The organism is Kitasatospora sp. NPDC054939 (assembly GCF_053610105.1).
In genome coordinates, this window is record NZ_JBSGXP010000042.1 from 1 (window position 1) to 20,005 (window position 20,005).

Consider the following 20,005-nt stretch of genomic DNA (forward strand, 5'->3'; position numbering starts at 1 on the left):
GGCGACCACCGAGGGCGCGCAGGCCAGCAGGAAGGCGGTGCCGAGCAGGACGACCGCGGCGGCCTGGCCGAGGTCCTTCTCGACCCGGTCGCGGGCGGCGGTGAGGTCGCCGGCCGCCAGCGCCCGGGCGACCAGCGGGAAGGTCACGGTGCAGATCAGGATCCCGGCGGTCATCGCGAGCTGGGAGACCTTGGCCGCGTAGTTGAGGTGCGAGATGGTGCCGGGCGGCAGCGCGGAGCCGAGGTAGCGCTCGACGAACACCTGGGCCTGGCGGGTCAGCGTGAAGGCGGCGACCGGCAGCAGGGCGAGCGGGATGAGCACCAGGGCGTCGGTGCTGCGGGTGCGGGGCCGGCCCTCCGGGTGGGCGGCGCGCAGCCGGCGGGCGAACGGCACGACCAGCAGCCCGGCCATCAGCAGGCTGCCGAGGGCGACGCCGACCGCCGCGGACCGCACGCCCCAGGCGGTGTGGCAGGTGAGCAGCACGGCGAGGATGCCGACGTTGTACGCGACGTAGATGCCGCCCGCGGCGCTGAAGCTGTGGTGGGCGCGGAGGGCGGCGGCCAGGTAGCCGGCGACGCCGAACGGGAGCACGGTGACCGCGGTGATCCGGGTGCAGGTGACGGCGAGTTCGGGGTTGGCGAGGCCGGGGGCGAGCAGGTCGACCAGTTGCGGGGCGCCGAGCGCGGCCCCGAGCGAGAGGGTGCTGAGCGCGAGCAGCAGCCAGGGGAGGGTGGCCCGCACCAGCTGGCGGACGGGGTCGGGGCCGTCGGGGTTCTCCTCGCGCAGCACGAGGGCCAGGGCGAAGGCCGGCACCATCAGGAAGGACATGGCGTCCTCGATGAGCAGCGGCGCCGCGGTCTCGGGGACGGTCCAGGCGACCAGGAAGGCGTCGGTGCCCTGGTTGGCGCCGAAGTAGCGGGCGAGCAGCAGGTCGCGGAGCAGGCCGAGGCCGGAGCCGGCCGCGCTGAGCACCGCGGTTACGCCGAAGGCCTTGGCGAGGAAGCCGCGCCGCGGCAAGGGGCGGGCCGCCGGGAGGGCGAGGGCGGGCTGTTCGGTGCTCATGAGGTGCGCTCCGGGGCGGTGCCGGGCCGGGCCGGGGCGGGCTCCGCGGCAGTGCGGGCGGCGAGGCCCAGGACGACGGAGGTCAGCACGGTGGTGGTGCCGCCGATGTCGGCGTACAGGAAGTCGACGAGCACCCAGGTGAGCAGGGCGAGGGCGGCGAGGCCGGTGCCCCGGGCGCGGCGCAGGCAGCCGGCCAGCAGGCCGAGGAAGAGCGCGGCGTACGCGGTGATGCCGATCAGTCCCTGCTCGCTGAGCACCAGGAAGTACATGTTGTGCGGGGAGAGCAGCGGTTCGCGCTGGAACCCGATGGTGGCGTCGGCGGCGTCGCTGCCGGAGGAGAGGCGCAGCGGGGCGTGGCTGTCGCGCAGTTGCTGGAAGGCCTTGGGTCCGGCGCCGGTGACGGGGTGGTCCTGCCAGATCCGCCCGGCGGTGCCCCACAGGTCGTAGCGGTCGGAGACGGACTGGTCGGGGGCGGCCGAGACGGAGCCGATCGATCCGAGGCGGTCGGTGACGCCGTCGGCGCCGAGACCGAGGCCGCCGATCAGGACGACGGAGGCGGCCAGCGCGAGGACGGCGTTGCGGACGGCGAGCCGGGCGTCGGCGCGCAGCAGCAGGACGGCGGCGGCCGCGGCGGTGGCGATCCAGCTGCCGCGGCTGAAGGAGACGGCGAGCGGAAAGGCCAGCAGGGCGGCGGCGGCGTACAGGGCGCGGCGCAGCGGGGCGGAGCCGGCGGGGCCGCGTTCGGCGAGGGCGAGGGCGAGGGCGGCGAGCAGGCCGAAGCCGACGACGGTGGACATCGCCATGATGTCGAGGGCGCCGAAGGTGCCGACGGCGCGGACGGGCCGGCCCTGGTAGGAGGCGCCGGTGCCGGTGAGGTACTGGTGGGTGCCGACCGCGCCCTGGACGAGGGCGGCCGCGACGAACGAGCCGAGGACGAGCCGCTGGTCGGTGCGGTCGCGCAGGGAGCAGAGCACGGCGGCCGGGACGAGCACGAAGACCTGGGTGAGCCGGACGAAGCCGGTGAGGCTGGCGGCCGGGTCGATGGAGCCGACGGTGGCGACGGCGGCAGCGAGGACCACGGCGCCGAACAGGGCCGCGGTGGAGCGGCCGATCGCCGGGGTGCGCCCGCGCAGCAGCCGGAGGCCGGTGAGGGCGACCAGGGCGAGCGAGGCGAGGTCGGCGGCGGTGACGTGGACGGCGGCGGTGACGTCCTTCTCGCCGGTGGGCACGCAGACCAGCAGGACGGTCGCGGCGGCCAGCAGGCTGGGCCGGTCGGCGAGGGCCGCCGCCGCCCGGGCCCGCAGGTGCGCGGGCCGGGCGGCGGCGGGGAGGGTCAGGGCCACGCTGGTTCAGCTCCCGTCCGGGTGGAGCATCAGGGCCGCGGTGCGGAACAGGATCTTGATGTCCTGCCAGAGGCTCCAGCTCTCGATGTAGCGGTTGTCGAAGCGGGCGCGGTCCTCGATGGAGGTGTCGCCGCGCAGCCCGTTGACCTGGGCGAGGCCGGTGAGCCCGACCGGGACGCGGTGGCGGTCGGCGTACTCGGGGTAGGCCTGGCTGAACCGCATGACGAAGTAGGGGCGTTCGGGGCGCGGGCCGACCAGGCTCATGTCGCCGCGCAGGACGTTCCACAGCTGCGGCAGCTCGTCCAGGGAGCTGCGGCGCATCAGCCGGCCGACGGCGCCCATCCGGTGGTCCTGGGAAATGTTCCAGCGGGTGGCGGACTCGTGCTCGTTGCTGGGGCGCAGGGTGCGGAACTTGAGGACGGTGAAGACGCGTCCGTCGAGGCCGGTGCGCTGCTGGCGGAAGAGCACGCCGGGGCCGGTGTCGAAGCGGACGGCGAGGGCGCACAGGGCGAGCACGGGGGCGAGGGCGATCAGGCCGAGGGCGGCGGCGGTGGCGTCCAGGGCGCGCTTGGCGGCCCAGCCCGGGCGGCGCATGGCGGGGCGGCCGACGCGCAGGCAGGGGAAGCCCCAGAGGTGGTCGCCGCCGAGCCGGCGGGTGGTGTCGAGCGAGCCGTACTCGCGCAGCGCGGGCAGCAGCCAGACCTGGCAGCCGAGGCCGGCGGCGGTCCGCAGGGCGGCGGCGGTCTCCGCCCCGTCGGCGGCGCCGGCGGTGGCGAGGACGTGGTGGACGCGGTGGCGGCGGATCTCGCGTTCGAGGACCTCGCGGCCGCCGAGGACCGGCAGGTCGGTGTCGTCGGCGAGCAGCGGCGGGTCCGCGTCGATGAAGCCGACCGGGCGCATCCCGTACTCGCGGCGCTCGGCGAGGGTGGCGGCGATCCGGCGGCCGAAGCGGCCGGCGCCGAGCACCAGGACGGCGCTGGGGCGGTTGCGGCGGACCCGGCGGACCAGGTGGTAGACGAGGGCGCGTCCGCAGGCGGCGAGCAGCAGTTGGGCGGCCAGCAGGGCGGTGAGCCGGGTGGGGGTGGCCGGGCCGCAGTCGGGCCAGCGGCCGTCCAGCCCGCCGGCCAGCGTGACCGCGAAGGCGGTGGCGACGGCGGCCCGGACGGCCAGCGCGGGGAGTTCGTCGAGGACGGCGAGGGTGAGCCGGGTGCGGTAGAGGCCGCCGGCCAGGTTGAGCACGAGCAGGACGGGCAGCACAGCGGTGGCGCCCAGGAGGGGGGCGACCTTGAGGGCCGGGTCGACGCCGCGGTTGGCGATCGCGGTGGCGGCGCCGAGGGCGAGGACGTCGACCGCGATCAGGGCGACCGGGAGGGCGAGCCGGGAGCGGATCGGCTTGCGGTGGCGGCCGATCGGCATCGGGATCCGGCTGTTGGCCGCCCGGGAGGACCCCGGGCGGTCCAGCACGCCGGTGACCGGCCGCCCGCGGTCGGCCAGGGACCGGCTCGGTCGTGGCACGCTCTCGTGGTCAATGGTCATCAGTGCACGAACTCCCCTGCTGTGTGCCCGGGGTGACGGCGTCCCGGCGCCGGGCGGCCGGGAGCGCGCGTCGCGGCCCGGTGGGCGCGGTCCCGACTCCACCTGCTGCCGCTGACGACTTTCGATTTCGCCCCGAATTTCACGGAAGAAATCGAATCGAAGCAGGCGAAATCAGACAATACCGAGCGCCGATCTGAATGCTGGAAGTCGACTTGCCATTTCATTCCAGCCGCCCATTAATAGGAATTTCCGACTTGATCCTCGTCCTATTCGGCCGAGGTGTGCGAATACGGCAACACCGGAAACGGCGGGCATTCACGGCCTGTGAAACGATCAGATCGGCTCAGGGACACGGGTGCGCCGCCGCCGGGCCGCGGGCAGCATCTGGTACAGCGCGTCCACCCGTTCGACCACCGATCGCACATCGTGCCGCGCCAGGACGTGCTCCCGACCGTGCGCACCCCGTCGATCGCACTCGATCGGATCCGACAGCGCATCGGCCATCCGGGCAGCCAGCGCGGACGCATCCCCGGGCGGCACCAGCGCGGACGCGCGCTCGGCCGGCGGCAGGCACTCCCGGGCCCCCGGCACATCGCTCAACAGGACCGGCCGGCCCGCCGCCATCGCCTCCAGCGGCGCCAGCGCCATCCCCTCCCAGCGCGAGGGCAGCACCACCAGGTCCGCCGCCGCCAGCCACGGCCGGGGATCCGGCACGTCCCCCACCAGCCGGACACTCGCCGGCTCGGCCGACTCCCGCACCGCCGCGGCCAGCACCGCCGCGTCCGGCCCCCCGCCGACCAGCGCCAGCCGGGCCCGCGGCAGCCGGCGCAGCACCTCGGGCCAGGCGGCCAGCAGCACGTCCTGGCCCTTCTGCCGGCAGAGCCGGCCCACGCAGACCGCCAGCGGCGCCTCCAGGTCCAGGCCCAGCGCGATCCGGGCGGCCCGGCGCTCGGCGGGCGCGTAGTGGCGCACGTCCACCCCGTTCGGCACCACCGCCCACGCCCCGACGACACCCGCCGCCTCGCCGTCCGCCCGCTCCCGGGCACTGACGCACAGCAGCCGGTGCGCCCAGCGGGCCGCATACCGCTCCCAGCGGATTGTGGCGGTGGCCAGGGCGCCCTCGACCGCCGCGAAGGACCAGGCATGCGGCTGGAAGACGGTCGGCACCGTGCCGCGCAGCGCCAACCGGCCGGCCAACCCGGCCTTAGCGCTGTGCAGGTGGACCACGTCCGGGGCCGCCTCCCGGACGATCCGGCGCAGCCGCCACGCCTCGGCCGGCACCGAAGGGCCCGGCGAGCGGCGGGCGGGCCAGTCCCGGACCAGCGCCCCCGCGGCGGCGGCCTCGGCGGCCAGCCGGCCGCCCGGCGGACAGGCGACCAGCACCCGGTGGCCGGCCTCGCGCTGACCCCGCGCCAGGTCCACGACCACGCGGGCGACCCCGCCGTCGACCGGCTGGGAGATGTGAAGGATCGTCATATGCACGGCGGCGAGCCTAGGGTGGCGCCGCCGTGCCGGACGGCCGTCCTCACCCGCAGGTGGCGGCCGTCCACCCGTACGGCACCGGGGCCGTACGGGTGTGCGCACCGGTCGAGCGTGCGTTCCCGGCGGGGCGGGCTCCGGCGCGGGTCGCGGGAGCGCTCCGGGGCGGGGGTTCCCGCGGCGGGGCGGGGCCGGTTCCGCGGCGGGCTGTTCCGGCGCCGCCGGTCAGGGGGAGGCCGTCAGCGGACCTCGTCGACCAGGGCGGCGAGCACCTGGTCGTGGATGCGGTTGAGGCCCTTCGGGGCGAAGGTCCGCTCGAAGAAGCCGCCGATGCCGCCCGCGCCCTGCCAGGTGGCCGAGACGGTGACCCGCGACCGGCCCTCGCCGGCCGCCGCGACCGTCCAGGTGATCACCATCGACGAGTTGGCGTCCTTCTCCACCAGCTGGTCCGGGCTCGGCGCCGACACGGAGAGCAGGCAGTCGCGCACCCGCTTCTCGGTCGCCTGCAGCCGCCAGTGCACCTGGGTGCCGGCGCCGGTGCCGCCCGCCCGCACCTCGTACTCGCTGTACTGCGCCGGCAGCAGCTTGGGGCGGGTCACCTGGTAGTCGGCCAGCGCCTCGTAGACCCGCTCGGGGGTGGCGTCGTACTCCCGCGACGTGGTGGCCAGCACCTGTCCCATGACCTTGCTCTCTTTCCTGCGGATTCCTGCGGACGTCGGTTATCACGGCAAGCCAACCACAGGAGCAGGGCGGCGACAGCCGGAGGTGCCCGTACGGCACCGCTGCGGGCTCCGGGCCGTCGGCCTGCACCGGGCTGCGGGCTTCCACGGGCTCCGGCAACCGGGTCGCGGTCCCCGGGGCCGGGCGGGCTAGGGTGGCCGGTGTGCTCGATCAGGTGACAGCAGTGCGCTACGTCGACCCCCTGCGGGCCGGCGGTTCCGTGCCGGGCGTCGTCGAGACCGACGACCTGGGCACCTATGTGGTCAAGTTCACCGGCGCCGCCCAGGGCCGCAAGGCACTGGTGGCCGAGGTGATCGTCGGCGAACTCGCCCGGCGGCTCGGCCTCCCGGTGCCCGAACTGCGCCTGGTCGCCTTCGACCCGGCCGTCGCCGCCGACGAACCGGACAGCGAGATCCAGGACCTCCTGCGGGCCAGCGCCGGACTCAACCTCGGGATGGACCTGCTGCCCGGCGCCCAGGACTTCACGCCCGGCTCGATCCCCGTCGACCCGGTCGCGGCGGGACGGATCGTCTGGCTCGACGCCCTCACCGGGAACGTCGACCGCACCGTGCACAACCCCAACCTGATGGTCTGGCACCGCCGGCTGTGGATGATCGACAACGGCGCCGCCCTGGTCTTCCACCACCGCTGGTCCGGCGCCGACGCCGCCCTCGGCAAGCGCTACGACCTCAGCGCCCACGCCCTCGGCGGGTACGCACCCGACGTCCGGCTGGCCGACGAGGACCTCGGCCCGCAGGTCACCGTCGGGCTACTGGAGGAGGTGGTCGCCCTCGTGCCCGACGAGTGGCTCGCCGACGAGCCCGGCTTCACGTCGGTGGCCGCACTGCGCCGCGCCTACGTGGAGCACCTGGCCGCCCGGGCGGTGCTCTCCGAGCAGTGGCTGCCGGAGGGCTTCGCCACCCCCGACCAACTGCGCGAGGCCGAACGGCGCCGGGCCGCCCGCACCCGCGCCGGCCGCCCGGCCTGGCTCCAGGAGGTGCCGGACCTGCACGGCAAGCCCTCGGTGGAGACCCAGTGGGGGCGTCCCTTCGAGGACTGACCCGCGGCGGGACCGGGTGCCCGTCGGCCGGAGCCCGGGCGGCGGGCCGGCCCGGGACCGGAACGCAACGGGGCGGGGAGTGGGACCCGAATCCCACTCCCCGCCCCGCTCGGTTCAGCTCAGCGGTCCGGCCGCCCCGGAGGGCGGACCGGTCGGCCCGTCAGATCAGAGCCACCACTGCACGGCCTTCTCGGCGTTGATGATGCCCGCGCCGTAGAAGCCGTTGTCGTCGTCGGTGCCCTCGCAGGTCGCCTTCCAGGTGTCGGTGCCACCCGGCTTGTACACGCCGGCCGGGCAGGCGTGCGACTCGGCCTGGTTGGTGAGCAGCTCGGTCAGCTCGTCCGGGTTGGCCCACGGGTGGGTGCTGGCGAGCAGCGCCACGACACCGGTGGTGTGCGGGGCGGCCATCGAGGTGCCCTGCATGTAGCCGTACTTGTTGCCGGTGATGGTGGAGAGGATCCGGCCGTTCTTGTCCGGGGTGTCCGGGATCTGGTACAGGCGGTCGCCACCGGGGGCGGCCACGGTGACCTTGCCCTTGCCGTACGTGGAGTAGTACGACTTGTCGCCCTTGACGCCCACGGAGCTGGTCACCACGACGCCCGGCAGCTCGGTCGGGAGCGACAGGCAGTCCTTGGTGATCGGACGCTCGGCCGGGGTGGTGTCGTCCGGGCTGGAGGTGTCGACCGTCTTGTGGGCCAGGTCGAGGTTCTCGTTGCCCGCGGCGGCGACGTTGAGCACGCCCTTGCGCTGCGAGTACTCGACCGCGCGGCGCACGGCGGTGAGGATCGCCGCCTGGTCCGGGTCGTTCTTGCAGTTGAACAGCCACGGGTCCACGTAGTAGCTGTTGTTGGTGACCTCGAACTTGTGGTCACCGGCCCACACGAAGCCGCAGATCGCGTACTCCGGGTAGATGAACCCGCCGTCGTCGACGACCTTGACCGCGGCCAGCTTGACGTTCGGGGCGACGCCCGCGATGCCCTTGCCGTTCTTCGCGGCGGCGATGGTGCCGGCGACGTGGGTGCCGTGGTCGCTGGTGGTCGGCTGCCAGGCCTTCCAGTCGGTGTTCGGCTTGCCGCCGTCTATGCAGGAGACGGACTTCGCGGCGTCGATGTTGGCGGCGAGGTCCTCGTGGGTGCCCTCGATGCCGGAGTCCAGCACGCCGACGGTGACCTGGCGGCTGCCGAGCGACAGCTTGTGCGCCTTGTCGGCACCGATCTGACGGAGGTCCCACTGGTTGGCCTCGTACGGCTCCGCGCCCTGCGCCGGCGCGGCGGTCGGCTCGGCGGCGACCTCGGCCTTCTGCGTGTCGGCGGCGGTGATGCCCTTGGTCCGGCTCGCGCCGACCGAGTCGACACCCTTGGCGTTCCGCAGCTTGGCCGCGAACTGGGGGTCGGTCGAGCGGGCGATGACCACGCCGATCTGGCTGTACGAGTACACGACGCTGCCGCCGAGGGCGGTGACCGCCTTCTCGACCTTCTGCACCTGGCCCTGGTTGGCCTTGGTGTTGACCACGTAGCTGAGCAGCGGCCCGGTGGTCTCGGCGGTGTTCCCGGTGGCCGCGACGGCGGTGCCGGTCGGCAGGGCGAGGGCGCCCGCGGTGGCGAGGGCGAGGCCCGCCGCCGCATACCGGGTCCGGCTGATCCGAGGAACTCTCATAGGGGTTGGCCCTCCCGAGTCTTCATGCACCTGTGGTTTGGCAGGTGCATTGGAATGATCGGGACGCTAGTGAACATGCGTTGCAATCCGCAAGGGGTAGTCATCTAATCGACACACTTCGGCCATCTGCGGAAGGCGGAACTCCGCAGGTCGGCCGGGCGGACGGCCCGTCAGCGCCGCCCCGGGGCGTCCGAGGTGTGTCGGGCGTGTCGATTCTGCGAAGATTCACACGGGGGTGGTACGGCGGACGGCGGTGCGGGGGCGGCGCGGGTCGTACGGCGGTGCGGGTCGTACGGCGTTGGTACGGCACGCGCAGGTACGGCGGTGCGGGCCGATCGGGTGACGCGGGCGGGCCGGGCCCAGTCTGGCAGCTGCCTCAGACTCCGTACAGACGCCGGGCGTTGTCGGCGGCGACCCGGCGGGCGAGCAGTTCGGCGTCGGCCGCGGAGCAGGCGCCGTCGGCCCGCCAGCCGTCGAGCAGGACGCCGAGCCCGTGCCGGAACTGGGCCGCGCCCACCAGGTGGAGTTCCGCCGGCCCGTAGGCGTCGGTGGAGAACAGCAGCTTGCCGAACGGGACCAGCTCCAGCATCTCCCCCAGCACCACGGCCACCTGCGGCCCGGTGTACGAGGCCGTCAGCCCGAGGTCGGTGTACACCTGCGGGAACGCCTGGGCCAGCCAGCCGGCCTGGCGGTGGTACGGGTAGCAGTGCAGCAGTACCAGCGGCACCCCGCTGGGCTCGGCCGCCCGAATGAAGTCGGCCAGCAGCGAGGGGTCGGCGCGGTGCAGCGTCAGGTCCGGGTCGCCGAAGCCGGTGTGCAGCTGGATCGGCAGGCCGAGCTCCGCGCAGACGTCCAGCGCCGTCCAGAGCAGGTGGTGCAGCAGGACGGGCTCGGTGAGCCTCCCGTGCCCCGCTCGCAGCCGGGCGCCCGCCGCCGCGACCACGGCCGTCTCGGCGGGCCGCTCGGGGGGCACCGCCAGCCCGTGCCGGTAGGCCAGCACCGACTTGACCGCCACCGCGCCGGTGGCGGCCGCGGCCACCGCCTCCCGGACGGCGGCGGGCCAGGCCCCGGCGGTCGGGGTCAGCGCCTCGGCCACCGTCTCCAGCCGGACCACCTCGCGGACCCGGGCCCCCGAGGCGTCGGCGAACTCGCTGAGCGGCAGCAGCGGGTGGCCGCCGGCCTCGGTGAGTCCGGTGTCGACCAGGCAGGTGTCCAGGTCGGCCGCCGCGAGGAGGCGCCGGGTGGCCTCCTGGCCGCCCAGCTCGCGCCGCCGGGCCAGGTAGTCGGCGGCGGGCGCACGGGCCGGGAGGCCGAGCGCGGGAGGGCACCAGCGGCGGACGGCGAGGCCGAGCGCGCTGTCCAGCGGCGGGGTACCGGGCGGCGGCGGGCGGTCGGACTCGGTGAACAGCCCGGCCAGGACGTCGTCCGGCAGGTCGGCCGCCACCACGCTGTGGCAGTGGTGGTCGACGAGCGCGGGGACGTCCAGCGAGGGCATCGTCAGTACCTCCAGCGGGTGGCCGCCACCAACTGCTCGGGCGTGGCCGAGGCGTACTGCTCGCTCTCGGCCCGGCGCACCGCCAGCACCGCCTCGTACAGCGGGTCGCCGAGCGCCTCGCGCAGGACGGCCGACTTCTCGTACGCGGCGATGGCGTCCGCCGGGGCGGCGGGCAGCCGCGGAACCGTCCCGGGGGCGGCGTCGGCCGGATCGTCGGTGAACTCGGGCGGCAGGGCCTGCCGCTGGTCGAGCCCGGCGAGGCCGGTGGCGATCAGCGCGCCGATCGCCAGGTAGGGGTTGGCGGTCGCGTCGAAGCACTTGACCTCCGCGTTGGCCGCGGTGGCCCGCTCCCCGATCGAGCCGGTGACCAGCCGCAGGGCGGCCTCGCGGTTCTCCAGGCCCCAGCACTGGTAGGCGCCCGACCAGTGCTGGGGCACCAGGCGCAGGTACCCCGCCGGGCTGGAGGAGCCGAGCACCAGCAGCTCGGGCAGCGCCCCGAGCACCCCGGCGAGGAAGCCCTCCCACTCGGCGGTGAGCCCGTACGGACCGGGGCCGCCGCGGGCGAGGTTCTGCCCGTCGCGCCAGAGGCTGAAGTGGACGTGGCCGCCGTTCCCCACCGCGCCGGCCTCGACCAGCGGGGCGAAGGAGGTGCGCAGGCCGTGCCGGGCGGAGACGGCCCGGATCGTGTGCCGGACCAGCACGGAGGTGTCCGCCGCGCCGACCGGCCCCTCCGGCTCGACCGACACCTCGAACTGGCCGGGGGCGTACTCGGGGTGGATCTGCAGGACCCGCAGCCCCTGCCGGGACAGCGCGCGCAGCACGTCGCGCAGGTAGTCGGAGAGGTCGGTGAGCCGCTGCATGCCGTACGCCGGGCCGTGCGTCGGGTACTGCGGCTCCTGCTCGGGCGGCCCGGCGAGTGCGACCACCCACTCGATCTCGATGCCGGCCTTGAGGGTGAGGCCGCGCCCGGCCGCGGCGGCCACCGCCCGACGGGTGAACAGCCGCTGGCAGCCGGGGTGCGGGTTCCCCGACTGGGTCCAGCGCTCCCCCGGCGCCCAGGCCCACCCGGGCTGGGCGGCCAGCGGGACCAGCCGGTCCAGGTCGGGGTGGAGCCGGAGGTCCCCGGTGGGGCCGCCGATCAGCCGGCTGGTGGTGATGGTGTCGTCGGACTGGAAGACGTCGAAGCAGGGCGCGGCGCCGACGCCCCACTGCGCGGCGTGCACCAGGCCGTCGAGCGGGACGGCCTTCACCCGGGCGATGCCCGCGTTGTCGACCCAGGTGACGGCGACCGCCTCGACCTCGCTCGCGCGCAGCCGCTCGACGGCGGCCTGCGCCTGCCCGGCGCGGTCGGCACGGGGCGGCAGCGCGAGGGCGGCGAGCGGGCCGCCGAAGGCGGTGGTGTGCTCGGGGCGGCCCGCGGGGTCGACGGTTCGGGTGCTCATGACTCCATGCTCCCTCCGGCACCGGGCGGCCGGAATTCCCCTATCGGGTGGTTCGGGAGGACGGCGATCCGGTCGTTCACTCGTTCGAGGGAGGGCGCGGGCCGACCGGCCGGACGCGGGGCGCTCCGGGGACGAACCCCGCCCCCGGGAGGCGCGGGGCGGTGGCGGCGGACCCGGTCCCGGCCCCCTCGCCCGGGCCCCGAACGACTTCCGACCGGACCCGCCGCACCCCTTCCTACGCGGCGGTAGCTTCGCTACAGTGACCGCACGCACCACCGCCGGGCTTCGGGAGCCGCACCGGCGGGGTCGTCGCCCGGCGCGCCATCGCGCGGCGTGGGCGGCGGCGGTCGAGTGCGTCCTTCCCCGGCCAGGTGCCGCCGCTGCGCGGCCGGCCGGTCCCTTCCTCGCATCAGAGCCGCTTCCTTCGTCTTCGAGCGCCTGAGTACCACGGCACACCCCCAGCACGGCCGGAGCGGACCGGCCGGGCTGCGGGCGCCGCAACCGTCATCTCCCAACTCCCGTGCGCGGACCCTCCTCCGGCGCGCGCCGCCCCCGGCGTCCCCGGGCGCGGCGGCGCGGTCGCCGGAGCGCGCACGGGCCCCTCATGACAAGGAGTCAGGACCTATGGAGCGTCCCTTTCCCACGGTCGCCGTGGTCGGCCTCGGCACGATGGGTGCCGGTGTCGCGGTGGCGGTCGCCAGGAGCGGCCGACGGGTGATCGGCATCGAGGCGGACGAGGACTCCGCGGCACGGGCGCTGGCCCGGATCGAGGAGTCGACCGAGCGCGCGGTGGCCCGCGGCCGGCTCACCGCCGAGGAGCGCGGCGCGCTGCTCGGCCTGCTCACGGTGGGCCACGAGCTGGCGGCCGCGGCCGGCGCCGACCTGGTGGTCGAGGAGGTCCCCGAGCAGATCGAGCTGAAGCGCGAGCTGTTCGCCGAGCTGGACCGGATCTGCCCGCCCGAGACCGTGCTGGCGACCGGCACCACCGCGCTGTCGGTGACCCGGATCGCGGCCGCCACCGCCCGCCCGGAGCGGGTCCTCGGCCTGCACTTCTTCAACCCCGTGCACAGCATGAAGCTGGTCGAGGTGGTGCGCACCGTGCTCACCTCCCCGCAGGTGGCCGAGGAGGCCGCGCAGTTCGCCCGCGAGCTGGGCAAGGAGCCGGTGGCGGCCGGCGACCGGGCCGGGTTCGTGGTGAACGGCCTGCTCTTCGCGTACCTGAACCAGGCCGCCGCGATGTACGAGTCCAAGTACGCCACCCGCGAGGACATCGACGCCGCGATGCGGCTGGGCTGCGGCCTGCCGATGGGCCCGCTGGCCCTGCTCGACCTGATCGGCGTGGACACCGCCCGCACCGTGCTGGAGGCGATGTACGAGCAGTCGCGGGACCGCCTGCACGCGCCCGCACCGATCCTCGGCCAGCTGGTGGCGGCCGGGCTGCTGGGCCGCAAGTCGGGCCGCGGCTTCTACACCTACGAGGCACCGGGCTCCTCCCGGGCGGTGGACGCGGTCGCCGGACCGGCCGCGGCGAAGGTGCCGGGCCGTGAGGTCCGCACGGTCGGGGTGTGCGGTTCCGGCACCATGGCGACCGGCATCGTCGAGGTGTTCGCCAAGGCCGGGTACCCGGTGCTGCTGGCCGCCCGCAGCCTGGAGAAGGCCGAGCGGGCCAAGGCGCAGCTGGCGAAGTCGCTGGAGCGCTCGGTCAACCGCGGGCGGCTCACCGCCGAGCAGCGCGACGCGGCGCTGGAGCTGGTCACGCCGGTCGGGCAGTACGGCGAGCTGGCCGACGTGGACCTGGTGGTCGAGGCGGTCGCCGAGGACCTCGCCGTCAAGCGGGAGCTGTTCGCCGCCCTGGACGCGGTCGTCAAGCCGGGCGCGGTGCTGGCCACCACCACCTCCTCCCTCCCCGTGATCAGCTGTGCCTCGGCCACCTCCCGGCCGCAGGACGTCATCGGGATGCACTTCTTCAACCCCGCGCCGGCCATGAAGCTGGTCGAGGTCGTCTCGACCGTGCTGACCGCCCCGGACGTGACCGCGACCGTGCTGGAGCTGTGCACCGCGGTGAAGAAGCACCCGGTGGAGTGCGGCGACCGGGCCGGCTTCATCGTGAACGCGCTGCTCTTCCCGTACCTGAACGACGCCGTGCGGATGCTGCAGGAGCACTACGCGACGGTGGACGACATCGACACCGCGATGAAGCTCGGCTGCGGCTACCCGATGGGCCCGTTCGAGCTGCTGGACGTGGTCGGTCTGGACGTCTCGCTGACCATCGAGCAGGTGCTGCACCAGGAGTTCCGCGAGCCGGGGCTGGCCGCGGCCCCGCTGCTGGAGCACCTGGTGGCGGCGGGCTGCCTGGGCCGCAAGACGGGCCGCGGCTTCCGCGACCACGCGCGCCGATGACGGCGCCCGCGCCGAAGCCGCCGGGCGGCGCCGGCGACGCGCGCCCCGCCGGGTCGTACGGGCCCGCACGGCCGGGCTGGAGCCCCGGGGCGGCCTCCGCCCGGTGGCCCCGGCCGGCCGTGCCGGGGCCGGTCGCGCCGGTACGCCGGGGAAGGCCGGCCGACCGGACCGCCGGGCCGTGTAGCGTTCCGGACATGGATCGGGTTCAGTCAGCCTCCCCGCAGCAGCCAGCCGCACCGCGCACCGCCGACCGGCCGGCCGGCGCCGGCCAAGACCCGGGCCCCGGCAGCCGCCGGGCGGCGGCGCAGCGCCAGCAGATGCGCCAGGACCTCGCCACCGCGGCGATGGAGCTGTTCGCCTCGCAGGGCTACGAGGAGACCACGGTCGACCAGATCGCGGCGGCGGCCGGGGTGGCCCGGCGGACCTTCTTCCGGTACTTCCGGTCGAAGGAGGAGGCGATCTTCCCGGACCACGACGACACGCTCGTCCGGGTGGCCGACCTGCTGGCGAGCGCCGAGCCCGAGGAGCACCCGCTGGACGTGGTGTGCCGGGGTATCAAGGAGGTGCTGCGGATGTACGCCTCCACCCCCGCGGTCTCGGTGGCGCGGTACCAGCTGATCCGCCAGGTGCCGGCGCTGCGCGAGCGCGAGATCGCCGTGGTGGCGCGCTACGAGCGGCTGTTCACCCGCTACCTGCTGGGCCGGTTCGACGCCGCCGAGGAGATCCCGCCGGGCTGGCAGCGCGGCGGCGAGGACGACTCGATGCTGGCCGAGGTGTCGGCGGCGGCGGTCGTCGCCGCGCACAACCACGTGCTGCGGCGCTGGCTGCGGGCGGGTGGGCGGGGTGACGTGGAGGCGCAACTGGACCACTCCTTCGAGGTCATCCGGGGCACGTTCTGGGCCTCCGCCGCGCCCGGTGCGCGACGGAGGGGGTCCCTGGTGGCACCCGGTGCCACTGTGACGCCGCTGGAGGCGGTTGCCACGAGCGCACTGAGTGCCAGTCCCGGGGGTGAGGTTCTCATCACAGTGGCCCGCACCGACGCCCCGCTCGACGTCGTGGTGGACAGCATCAAGGCCGCGCTGATCAGCGCGCAGCGCGTCTGACGGGCGGCGTTTCCGCAGCTCACAGGCGTTTCGAGGGCCCGTGCCGGCAATCCGGCGCGGGCCCTTTCCGCGCCCTCCGCCGCCTCCTCGAACGCGGATCCGATTCACCTGAATTGATGACACCGGGTGTCTTTACGAGTGGCACAGGGTGCCACTACCTTGTTACCCACCAGTCGCGGCGCCGCGGCTCCCCACCTCGGCGCGCCGTCGTCCGGCGCTTCCACACCCCGGGAGCGACCCCCCAGCTGTACCCATCCACCAACTCTCAGCGAAGCCGGTGTCCGCTCCCGGCTCCCCCAGACGCCCTGTGCCCTCACACAGGTACGCCTTCGGAGGCAGCCATGAAGGAAATCCTCGACGCGATCCTCAGCCCCGACAGCACCTCGGCGGACTTCGCCGCCCTGCAGCTGCCGGACTCCTACCGCGCGGTGACGCTCCACAAGGACGAGGAGCAGATGTTCGCGGGCCTCGACAGCCGCGACAAGGACCCTCGCAAGTCGCTCCACCTCGACGAGGTCGCCCTCCCCGAGCTCGGCCCGGGCGAGGCCCTGGTCGCCGTCATGGCCAGCGCCGTGAACTACAACACCGTGTGGAGCTCGATCTTCGAGCCGGTCTCCACCTTCGGCTTCCTGGAGCGCTACGGCCGGCTGTCGCCGCTCACCAAGCGCCACGACCTGCCGTACCACGTCCTCGGCTCCGACCTCTCGGGCGTGGTGCTGCGCACCGGCGCCGGCGTCAACGCCTGGAAGCCGGGCGACGAGGTCGTCGCGCACTGCCTGTCGGTCGAGCTGGAGTCCCCGGACGGCCACAACGACACGATGATGGACCCGGAGCAGCGCATCTGGGGCTTCGAGACCAACTTCGGCGGCCTGGCCCAGATCGCACTGGTGAAGACCAACCAGCTGCTGCCCAAGCCGAAGCACCTCACCTGGGAGGAGGCCGCCTCCCCCGGCCTGGTCAACTCCACCGCCTACCGCCAGCTGGTCTCGCAGAACGGCGCGGGCATGAAGCAGGGCGACAACGTGCTGATCTGGGGCGCCAGCGGCGGCCTCGGCTCGTACGCCACCCAGTACGCGCTGGCCGGCGGCGCCACCCCGATCTGCGTCGTCTCCAACGCGCAGAAGGCCGAGATCTGCCGCGCCATGGGCGCCGAGGCGATCATCGACCGCTCCGCCGAGGGCTACCGGTTCTGGAAGGACGAGCACAACCAGGACCCGCGCGAGTGGAAGCGCCTGGGCTCGAAGATCCGCGAGTTCACCGGCGGCGAGGACGTCGACATCGTCTTCGAGCACCCGGGCCGCGAGACCTTCGGCGCCTCGGTGTACGTCACCCGCAAGGGCGGCACCATCGTCACCTGCGCCTCCACCTCGGGCTACATGCACCAGTACGACAACCGCTACCTGTGGATGTCGCTGAAGCGGATCGTCGGCTCGCACTTCGCCAACTACCGCGAGGCCTTCGAGGCCAACCGCCTGGTCGCCAAGGGCAAGATCCACCCCACCCTGTCCAAGGTCTACTCGCTGGAGCAGACCGGCCAGGCCGCCCTGGACGTCCACCAGAACAAGCACCAGGGCAAGGTCGGCGTGCTCTGCCTCGCCCCCTCCGAGGGCCTGGGCGTGCGCGACGCGGAGCTGCGCGAGAAGCACCTGCCGGCCATCAACCGCTTCCGCGACATCTGAGGCTCCGATGACTGATCAGAAGCGCGACCGCCCCTGGCTGATGCGCACCTACGCCGGGCACTCCACCGCGAGCGACTCCAACGCGCTCTACCGGCGGAACCTGGCGAAGGGCCAGACCGGTCTGTCGGTGGCGTTCGACCTGCCCACCCAGACCGGCTACGACTCCGACCACGTCCTCGCCCGCGGCGAGGTCGGCCGGGTCGGCGTGCCGGTGGGCCACGTCGGCGACATGCGCACCCTGTTCGACGGCATCCCGCTCGAACAGACCAACACCTCGATGACGATCAACGCCACCGCGATGTGGCTGCTGGCGCTCTACCAGGTGGTCGCCGAGGAGCAGGGCGCGGACATCGCCCGGCTCACCGGCACCACCCAGAACGACATCGTCAAGGAGTACCTGTCGCGCGGGACGCACGTCTTCCCGCCCGGCCCGTCGATCCGACTGATCACCGACATGATCGCCTACACGGTCGGCAACATCCCCAAGTGGAACCCGATCAACATCTGCAGCTACCACCTCCAGGAGGCCGGGGCCACCCCGGTCCAGGAGATCGCCTACGCGATGTGCACGGCGATCGAGGTGCTGGACGCCGTCCGCGACTCCGGCCAGGTGCCGGCCGAGCGGATGGGCGAGGTGGTCGCCCGGATCTCCTTCTTCGTGAACGCCGGCGTGCGCTTCGTCGAGGAGATGTGCAAGATGCGCGCCTTCGCCCAGCTCTGGGAGAAGGTCACCCTGGAGCGGTACGGCATCCAGGACCCGAAGCAGCGGCGGTTCCGCTACGGCGTGCAGGTCAACTCGCTCGGTCTGACCGAGGCGCAGCCGGAGAACAACGTCCAGCGCATCGTGCTGGAGATGCTCGCCGTCACGCTCTCCAAGGACGCCCGCGCCCGGGCCGTCCAGCTGCCCGCCTGGAACGAGGCGCTCGGTCTGCCCCGCCCGTGGGACCAGCAGTGGTCGCTGCGCATCCAGCAGGTGCTCGCCTACGAGTCCGACCTGCTGGAGTACGGCGACATCTTCAACGGCTCCGAGGTCATCGAGGCCAAGACCGCCGAGCTGCTGGCCGGCGCCGAGGCGGAGATCGCCAAGGTGCTGGAGATGGGCGGGGTCATCCCGGCCGTCGAGTCCGGCTACCTCAAGTCCAACCTGGTCTCCTCGCATGCCGCCCGACGGGCCCGGATCGAGTCCGGCGAGGACAAGATCGTCGGGGTCAACTGCTTCGACACCACCGAGGAGAGCCCGCTGACGGCCGACCTCGACACCGCGATCATGGTGGTCGACCCGGCCTCCGAGCGCTCCGTACTCGCCGCGCTGGAGGCGTGGCGCGGCGAGCGCGACGAGGCCGCCGCCCAGCGGGCCCTCGACGGGCTCAAGACCGCCGCCGCCACCACGGAGAACCTCATGGGCGCCACCCTGGCCTGTGCCCGGGCCGGCGTGACCACCGGCGAGTGGGCCTTCGCCCTGCGCGAGGTCTTCGGCGAGTACCGCGCCCCCACCGGCGTGGGCGGCGCCCCGGTCGCGGTCGCGGCCGAGCCCGGCGGCGAACTCGCCGCCGTCCGCGAGGCCGTCGCGGCCACCGCCGCCGAGCTGGGCGCCGGCAAGCTGCGCCTGCTGGTCGGCAAGCCCGGCCTGGACGGCCACTCCAACGGCGCCGAGCAGATCGCCGTGCGCGCCCGCGACGCCGGCTTCGAGGTGGTCTACCAGGGCATCCGGCTCACCCCCGAGCAGATCGTCTCCGCCGCCGTCGCGGAGGACGTCCACTGCGTGGGGCTGTCGATCCTCTCCGGGGCGCATCCGGAGCTGGTGCCCGACGTCCTGCAGCGGTTGCGCCGCGCCGGGGTGGAGGATGTCCCGGTGATCGTGGGTGGCATCATCCCGGCAGCGGACGGCGAGGCCCTGAAGGCCGCCGGCGTCGCCGCCGTGTTCACCCCGAAGGACTTCGGCATCACGACCATCATCGGCCGGATCGTGGACGAGATCCGGCTGGCCAACAGGCTCCAGCCCTGGACGCCCGCCCCCGCCGCGACCACCAGCTGACCCCGGAAGGACCGACCCACCCCCATGAGCAACGTGAACCGGCTCCGCCCCCGCCGCTCCTGCCTCGCCGTACCGGGCTCCAACCCCCGGTTCCTGGAGAAGGCCCAGGGCCTGCCCGCCGACCAGGTCTTCCTCGACCTGGAGGACGCCTGCGCCCCCCTCGTCAAGGAGAGCGCCCGGCACAACATCGTCGACGCGCTGAACAACGGCGACTGGGGCAAGAAGACCAAGGTGGTCCGGGTCAACGACTGGACCACCCACTGGACCTACCGCGACGTGATCACCGTCGTCGAGGGCGCAGGCCCCAACCTCGACTGCATCATGCTGCCGAAGGTCCAGGATGCCGAGCAGGTCAAGGCGCTCGACCTGCTGCTCACCCAGATCGAGAAGACCATGGGCTTCGAGGTCGGGAAGATCGGCATCGAGGCGCAGATCGAGAACGCCAAGGGCCTGATCAACGTCGACACGATCGCCACCGCCTCGCCGCGCCTGGAGACCATCATCTTCGGCCCGGCCGACTTCATGGCCTCGATCAACATGAAGTCCCTGGTGGTCGGCGAGCAGCCGCCCGGCTACTCGGCGGACGCCTACCACTACATCCTGATGCGCATCCTGATGGCCGCCCGCGCCAACGACCTGCAGGCGATCGACGGCCCCTACCTCCAGATCCGCAACCAGGAGGGGTACCGCGAGGTGGCCGGCCGCGCCGCCGCGCTCGGCTTCGACGGCAAGTGGGTCCTCCACCCGGACCAGGTCGCCGCCGCGAACGAGATCTTCTCGCCCTCGCAGGAGGACTACGACCACTCCGAGCTGATCCTCGACGCCTACGACTGGTGCACCTCCGAGGCCGGCGGTTTCAAGGGCTCCGCGATGCTCGGCGACGAGATGATCGACGAGGCCAGCCGCAAGATGGCGCTGGTCGTCTCCGGCAAGGGCCGCGCCGCCGGCATGCAGCGCACCTCCAAGTTCGAGCCCCCGCAGGCCTGAGCCCCCTA

General features: G+C 73.9%; 14 protein-coding genes. 6 read left to right on the forward strand and 8 right to left on the reverse strand.

Annotated elements, in window-relative coordinates; genetic code table 11:
• From ACWGB8_RS14700 to ACWGB8_RS14720, 5 genes are all read right to left on the reverse strand, one after another.
• Window positions 1-1,062: lipid II flippase MurJ (locus ACWGB8_RS14700; RefSeq protein ID WP_452213626.1), on the reverse strand; the 1,062-nt coding region annotated here is incomplete at its 3' end.
• A complete protein-coding gene (locus tag ACWGB8_RS14705; RefSeq protein WP_452213628.1) occupies window positions 1,059-2,405 on the reverse strand; it encodes an O-antigen ligase family protein in 1,347 nt (448 codons plus the stop codon). The genes ACWGB8_RS14700 and ACWGB8_RS14705, both read right to left, overlap by 4 nt.
• Before the next feature lie 6 nt (window positions 2,406-2,411).
• Window positions 2,412-3,941 carry a sugar transferase gene (locus ACWGB8_RS14710; RefSeq protein ID WP_452213630.1) on the reverse strand — a complete coding sequence of 510 codons (1,530 nt, stop codon included), beginning with the start codon at window positions 3,939-3,941 and terminating at the stop codon, window positions 2,412-2,414.
• 333 nt (window positions 3,942-4,274) lie between these two features.
• Complete coding sequence (locus ACWGB8_RS14715; protein WP_452213632.1) at window positions 4,275-5,417, reverse strand: glycosyltransferase; 1,143 nt, start codon at window positions 5,415-5,417, stop codon at window positions 4,275-4,277.
• Window positions 5,418-5,659: 242 nt separating this feature from the next.
• Window positions 5,660-6,100: an SRPBCC family protein gene (locus ACWGB8_RS14720; protein ID WP_452213633.1), complete on the reverse strand. Its 441-nt coding sequence runs from the start codon at window positions 6,098-6,100 to the stop codon at window positions 5,660-5,662.
• 203 nt (window positions 6,101-6,303) lie between these two features.
• On the opposite strand from ACWGB8_RS14720, the gene ACWGB8_RS14725 reads away from it, so the two are divergent.
• Window positions 6,304-7,200 (forward strand): HipA family kinase, encoded by an 897-nt coding sequence (locus tag ACWGB8_RS14725; protein WP_452213634.1) that lies wholly within the window; start codon window positions 6,304-6,306, stop codon window positions 7,198-7,200.
• Between the two features lie 165 nt (window positions 7,201-7,365).
• Here ACWGB8_RS14725 and ACWGB8_RS14730 read toward each other — a convergent pair whose 3' ends face one another.
• From ACWGB8_RS14730 to ACWGB8_RS14740, 3 genes are all read right to left on the reverse strand, one after another.
• On the reverse strand, window positions 7,366-8,856 hold the full coding sequence (locus ACWGB8_RS14730) for a S8 family peptidase (RefSeq protein WP_452213635.1): 1,491 nt from the start codon (window positions 8,854-8,856) through the stop codon (window positions 7,366-7,368).
• Window positions 8,857-9,232: 376 nt separating this feature from the next.
• Entirely contained in the window at window positions 9,233-10,351 is a 1,119-nt protein-coding gene (locus ACWGB8_RS14735) for an amidohydrolase family protein (protein ID WP_452213637.1), read from the reverse strand.
• Between the two features lie 2 nt (window positions 10,352-10,353).
• Window positions 10,354-11,793: a glutamine synthetase gene (locus ACWGB8_RS14740; protein ID WP_452213639.1), complete on the reverse strand. Its 1,440-nt coding sequence runs from the start codon at window positions 11,791-11,793 to the stop codon at window positions 10,354-10,356.
• A 624-nt stretch (window positions 11,794-12,417) separates the two neighbouring features.
• Here ACWGB8_RS14740 and ACWGB8_RS14745 point away from each other — a divergent pair.
• The 5 genes from ACWGB8_RS14745 (at window position 12,418) to ACWGB8_RS14765 (ending at window position 19,997) form a co-directional block, all read left to right on the forward strand.
• Window positions 12,418-14,193: a 3-hydroxyacyl-CoA dehydrogenase family protein gene (locus ACWGB8_RS14745; protein WP_452213640.1), complete on the forward strand. Its 1,776-nt coding sequence runs from the start codon at window positions 12,418-12,420 to the stop codon at window positions 14,191-14,193.
• A 194-nt stretch (window positions 14,194-14,387) separates the two neighbouring features.
• Window positions 14,388-15,296 (forward strand): TetR family transcriptional regulator, encoded by a 909-nt coding sequence (locus ACWGB8_RS14750; RefSeq protein WP_452213642.1) that lies wholly within the window; start codon window positions 14,388-14,390, stop codon window positions 15,294-15,296.
• A gap of 341 nt (window positions 15,297-15,637) precedes the next feature.
• Window positions 15,638-16,975 (forward strand): crotonyl-CoA carboxylase/reductase, encoded by a 1,338-nt coding sequence (gene ccrA / locus ACWGB8_RS14755; protein ID WP_452213644.1) that lies wholly within the window; start codon window positions 15,638-15,640, stop codon window positions 16,973-16,975.
• 7 nt (window positions 16,976-16,982) lie between these two features.
• A complete protein-coding gene (locus tag ACWGB8_RS14760) occupies window positions 16,983-19,010 on the forward strand; it encodes a protein meaA (protein WP_452213645.1) in 2,028 nt (675 codons plus the stop codon).
• A gap of 24 nt (window positions 19,011-19,034) precedes the next feature.
• Entirely contained in the window at window positions 19,035-19,997 is a 963-nt protein-coding gene (locus ACWGB8_RS14765; RefSeq protein ID WP_452213647.1) for an HpcH/HpaI aldolase/citrate lyase family protein, read from the forward strand.
• Window positions 19,998-20,005 lie beyond the last annotated feature (8 nt).

Coding starts and splice junctions, on each gene's coding strand:
- ACWGB8_RS14710 (WP_452213630.1), bottom strand. CDS start 3,941: ATGACCATTGACCACGAGAGCGTGCCACGACCGAGCCGGTCCCTGGCC.
- ACWGB8_RS14715 (WP_452213632.1), bottom strand. CDS start 5,417: ATGACGATCCTTCACATCTCCCAGCCGGTCGACGGCGGGGTCGCCCGC.
- ACWGB8_RS14720 (WP_452213633.1), bottom strand. CDS start 6,100: ATGGGACAGGTGCTGGCCACCACGTCGCGGGAGTACGACGCCACCCCC.
- ACWGB8_RS14730 (WP_452213635.1), bottom strand. CDS start 8,856: ATGAGAGTTCCTCGGATCAGCCGGACCCGGTATGCGGCGGCGGGCCTC.
- ACWGB8_RS14735 (WP_452213637.1), bottom strand. CDS start 10,351: ATGCCCTCGCTGGACGTCCCCGCGCTCGTCGACCACCACTGCCACAGC.
- ACWGB8_RS14740 (WP_452213639.1), bottom strand. CDS start 11,793: ATGAGCACCCGAACCGTCGACCCCGCGGGCCGCCCCGAGCACACCACC.
- ACWGB8_RS14745 (WP_452213640.1), top strand. CDS start 12,418: ATGGAGCGTCCCTTTCCCACGGTCGCCGTGGTCGGCCTCGGCACGATG.
- ACWGB8_RS14750 (WP_452213642.1), top strand. CDS start 14,388: ATGGATCGGGTTCAGTCAGCCTCCCCGCAGCAGCCAGCCGCACCGCGC.
- ccrA (WP_452213644.1), top strand. CDS start 15,638: ATGAAGGAAATCCTCGACGCGATCCTCAGCCCCGACAGCACCTCGGCG.
- ACWGB8_RS14760 (WP_452213645.1), top strand. CDS start 16,983: ATGACTGATCAGAAGCGCGACCGCCCCTGGCTGATGCGCACCTACGCC.
- ACWGB8_RS14765 (WP_452213647.1), top strand. CDS start 19,035: ATGAGCAACGTGAACCGGCTCCGCCCCCGCCGCTCCTGCCTCGCCGTA.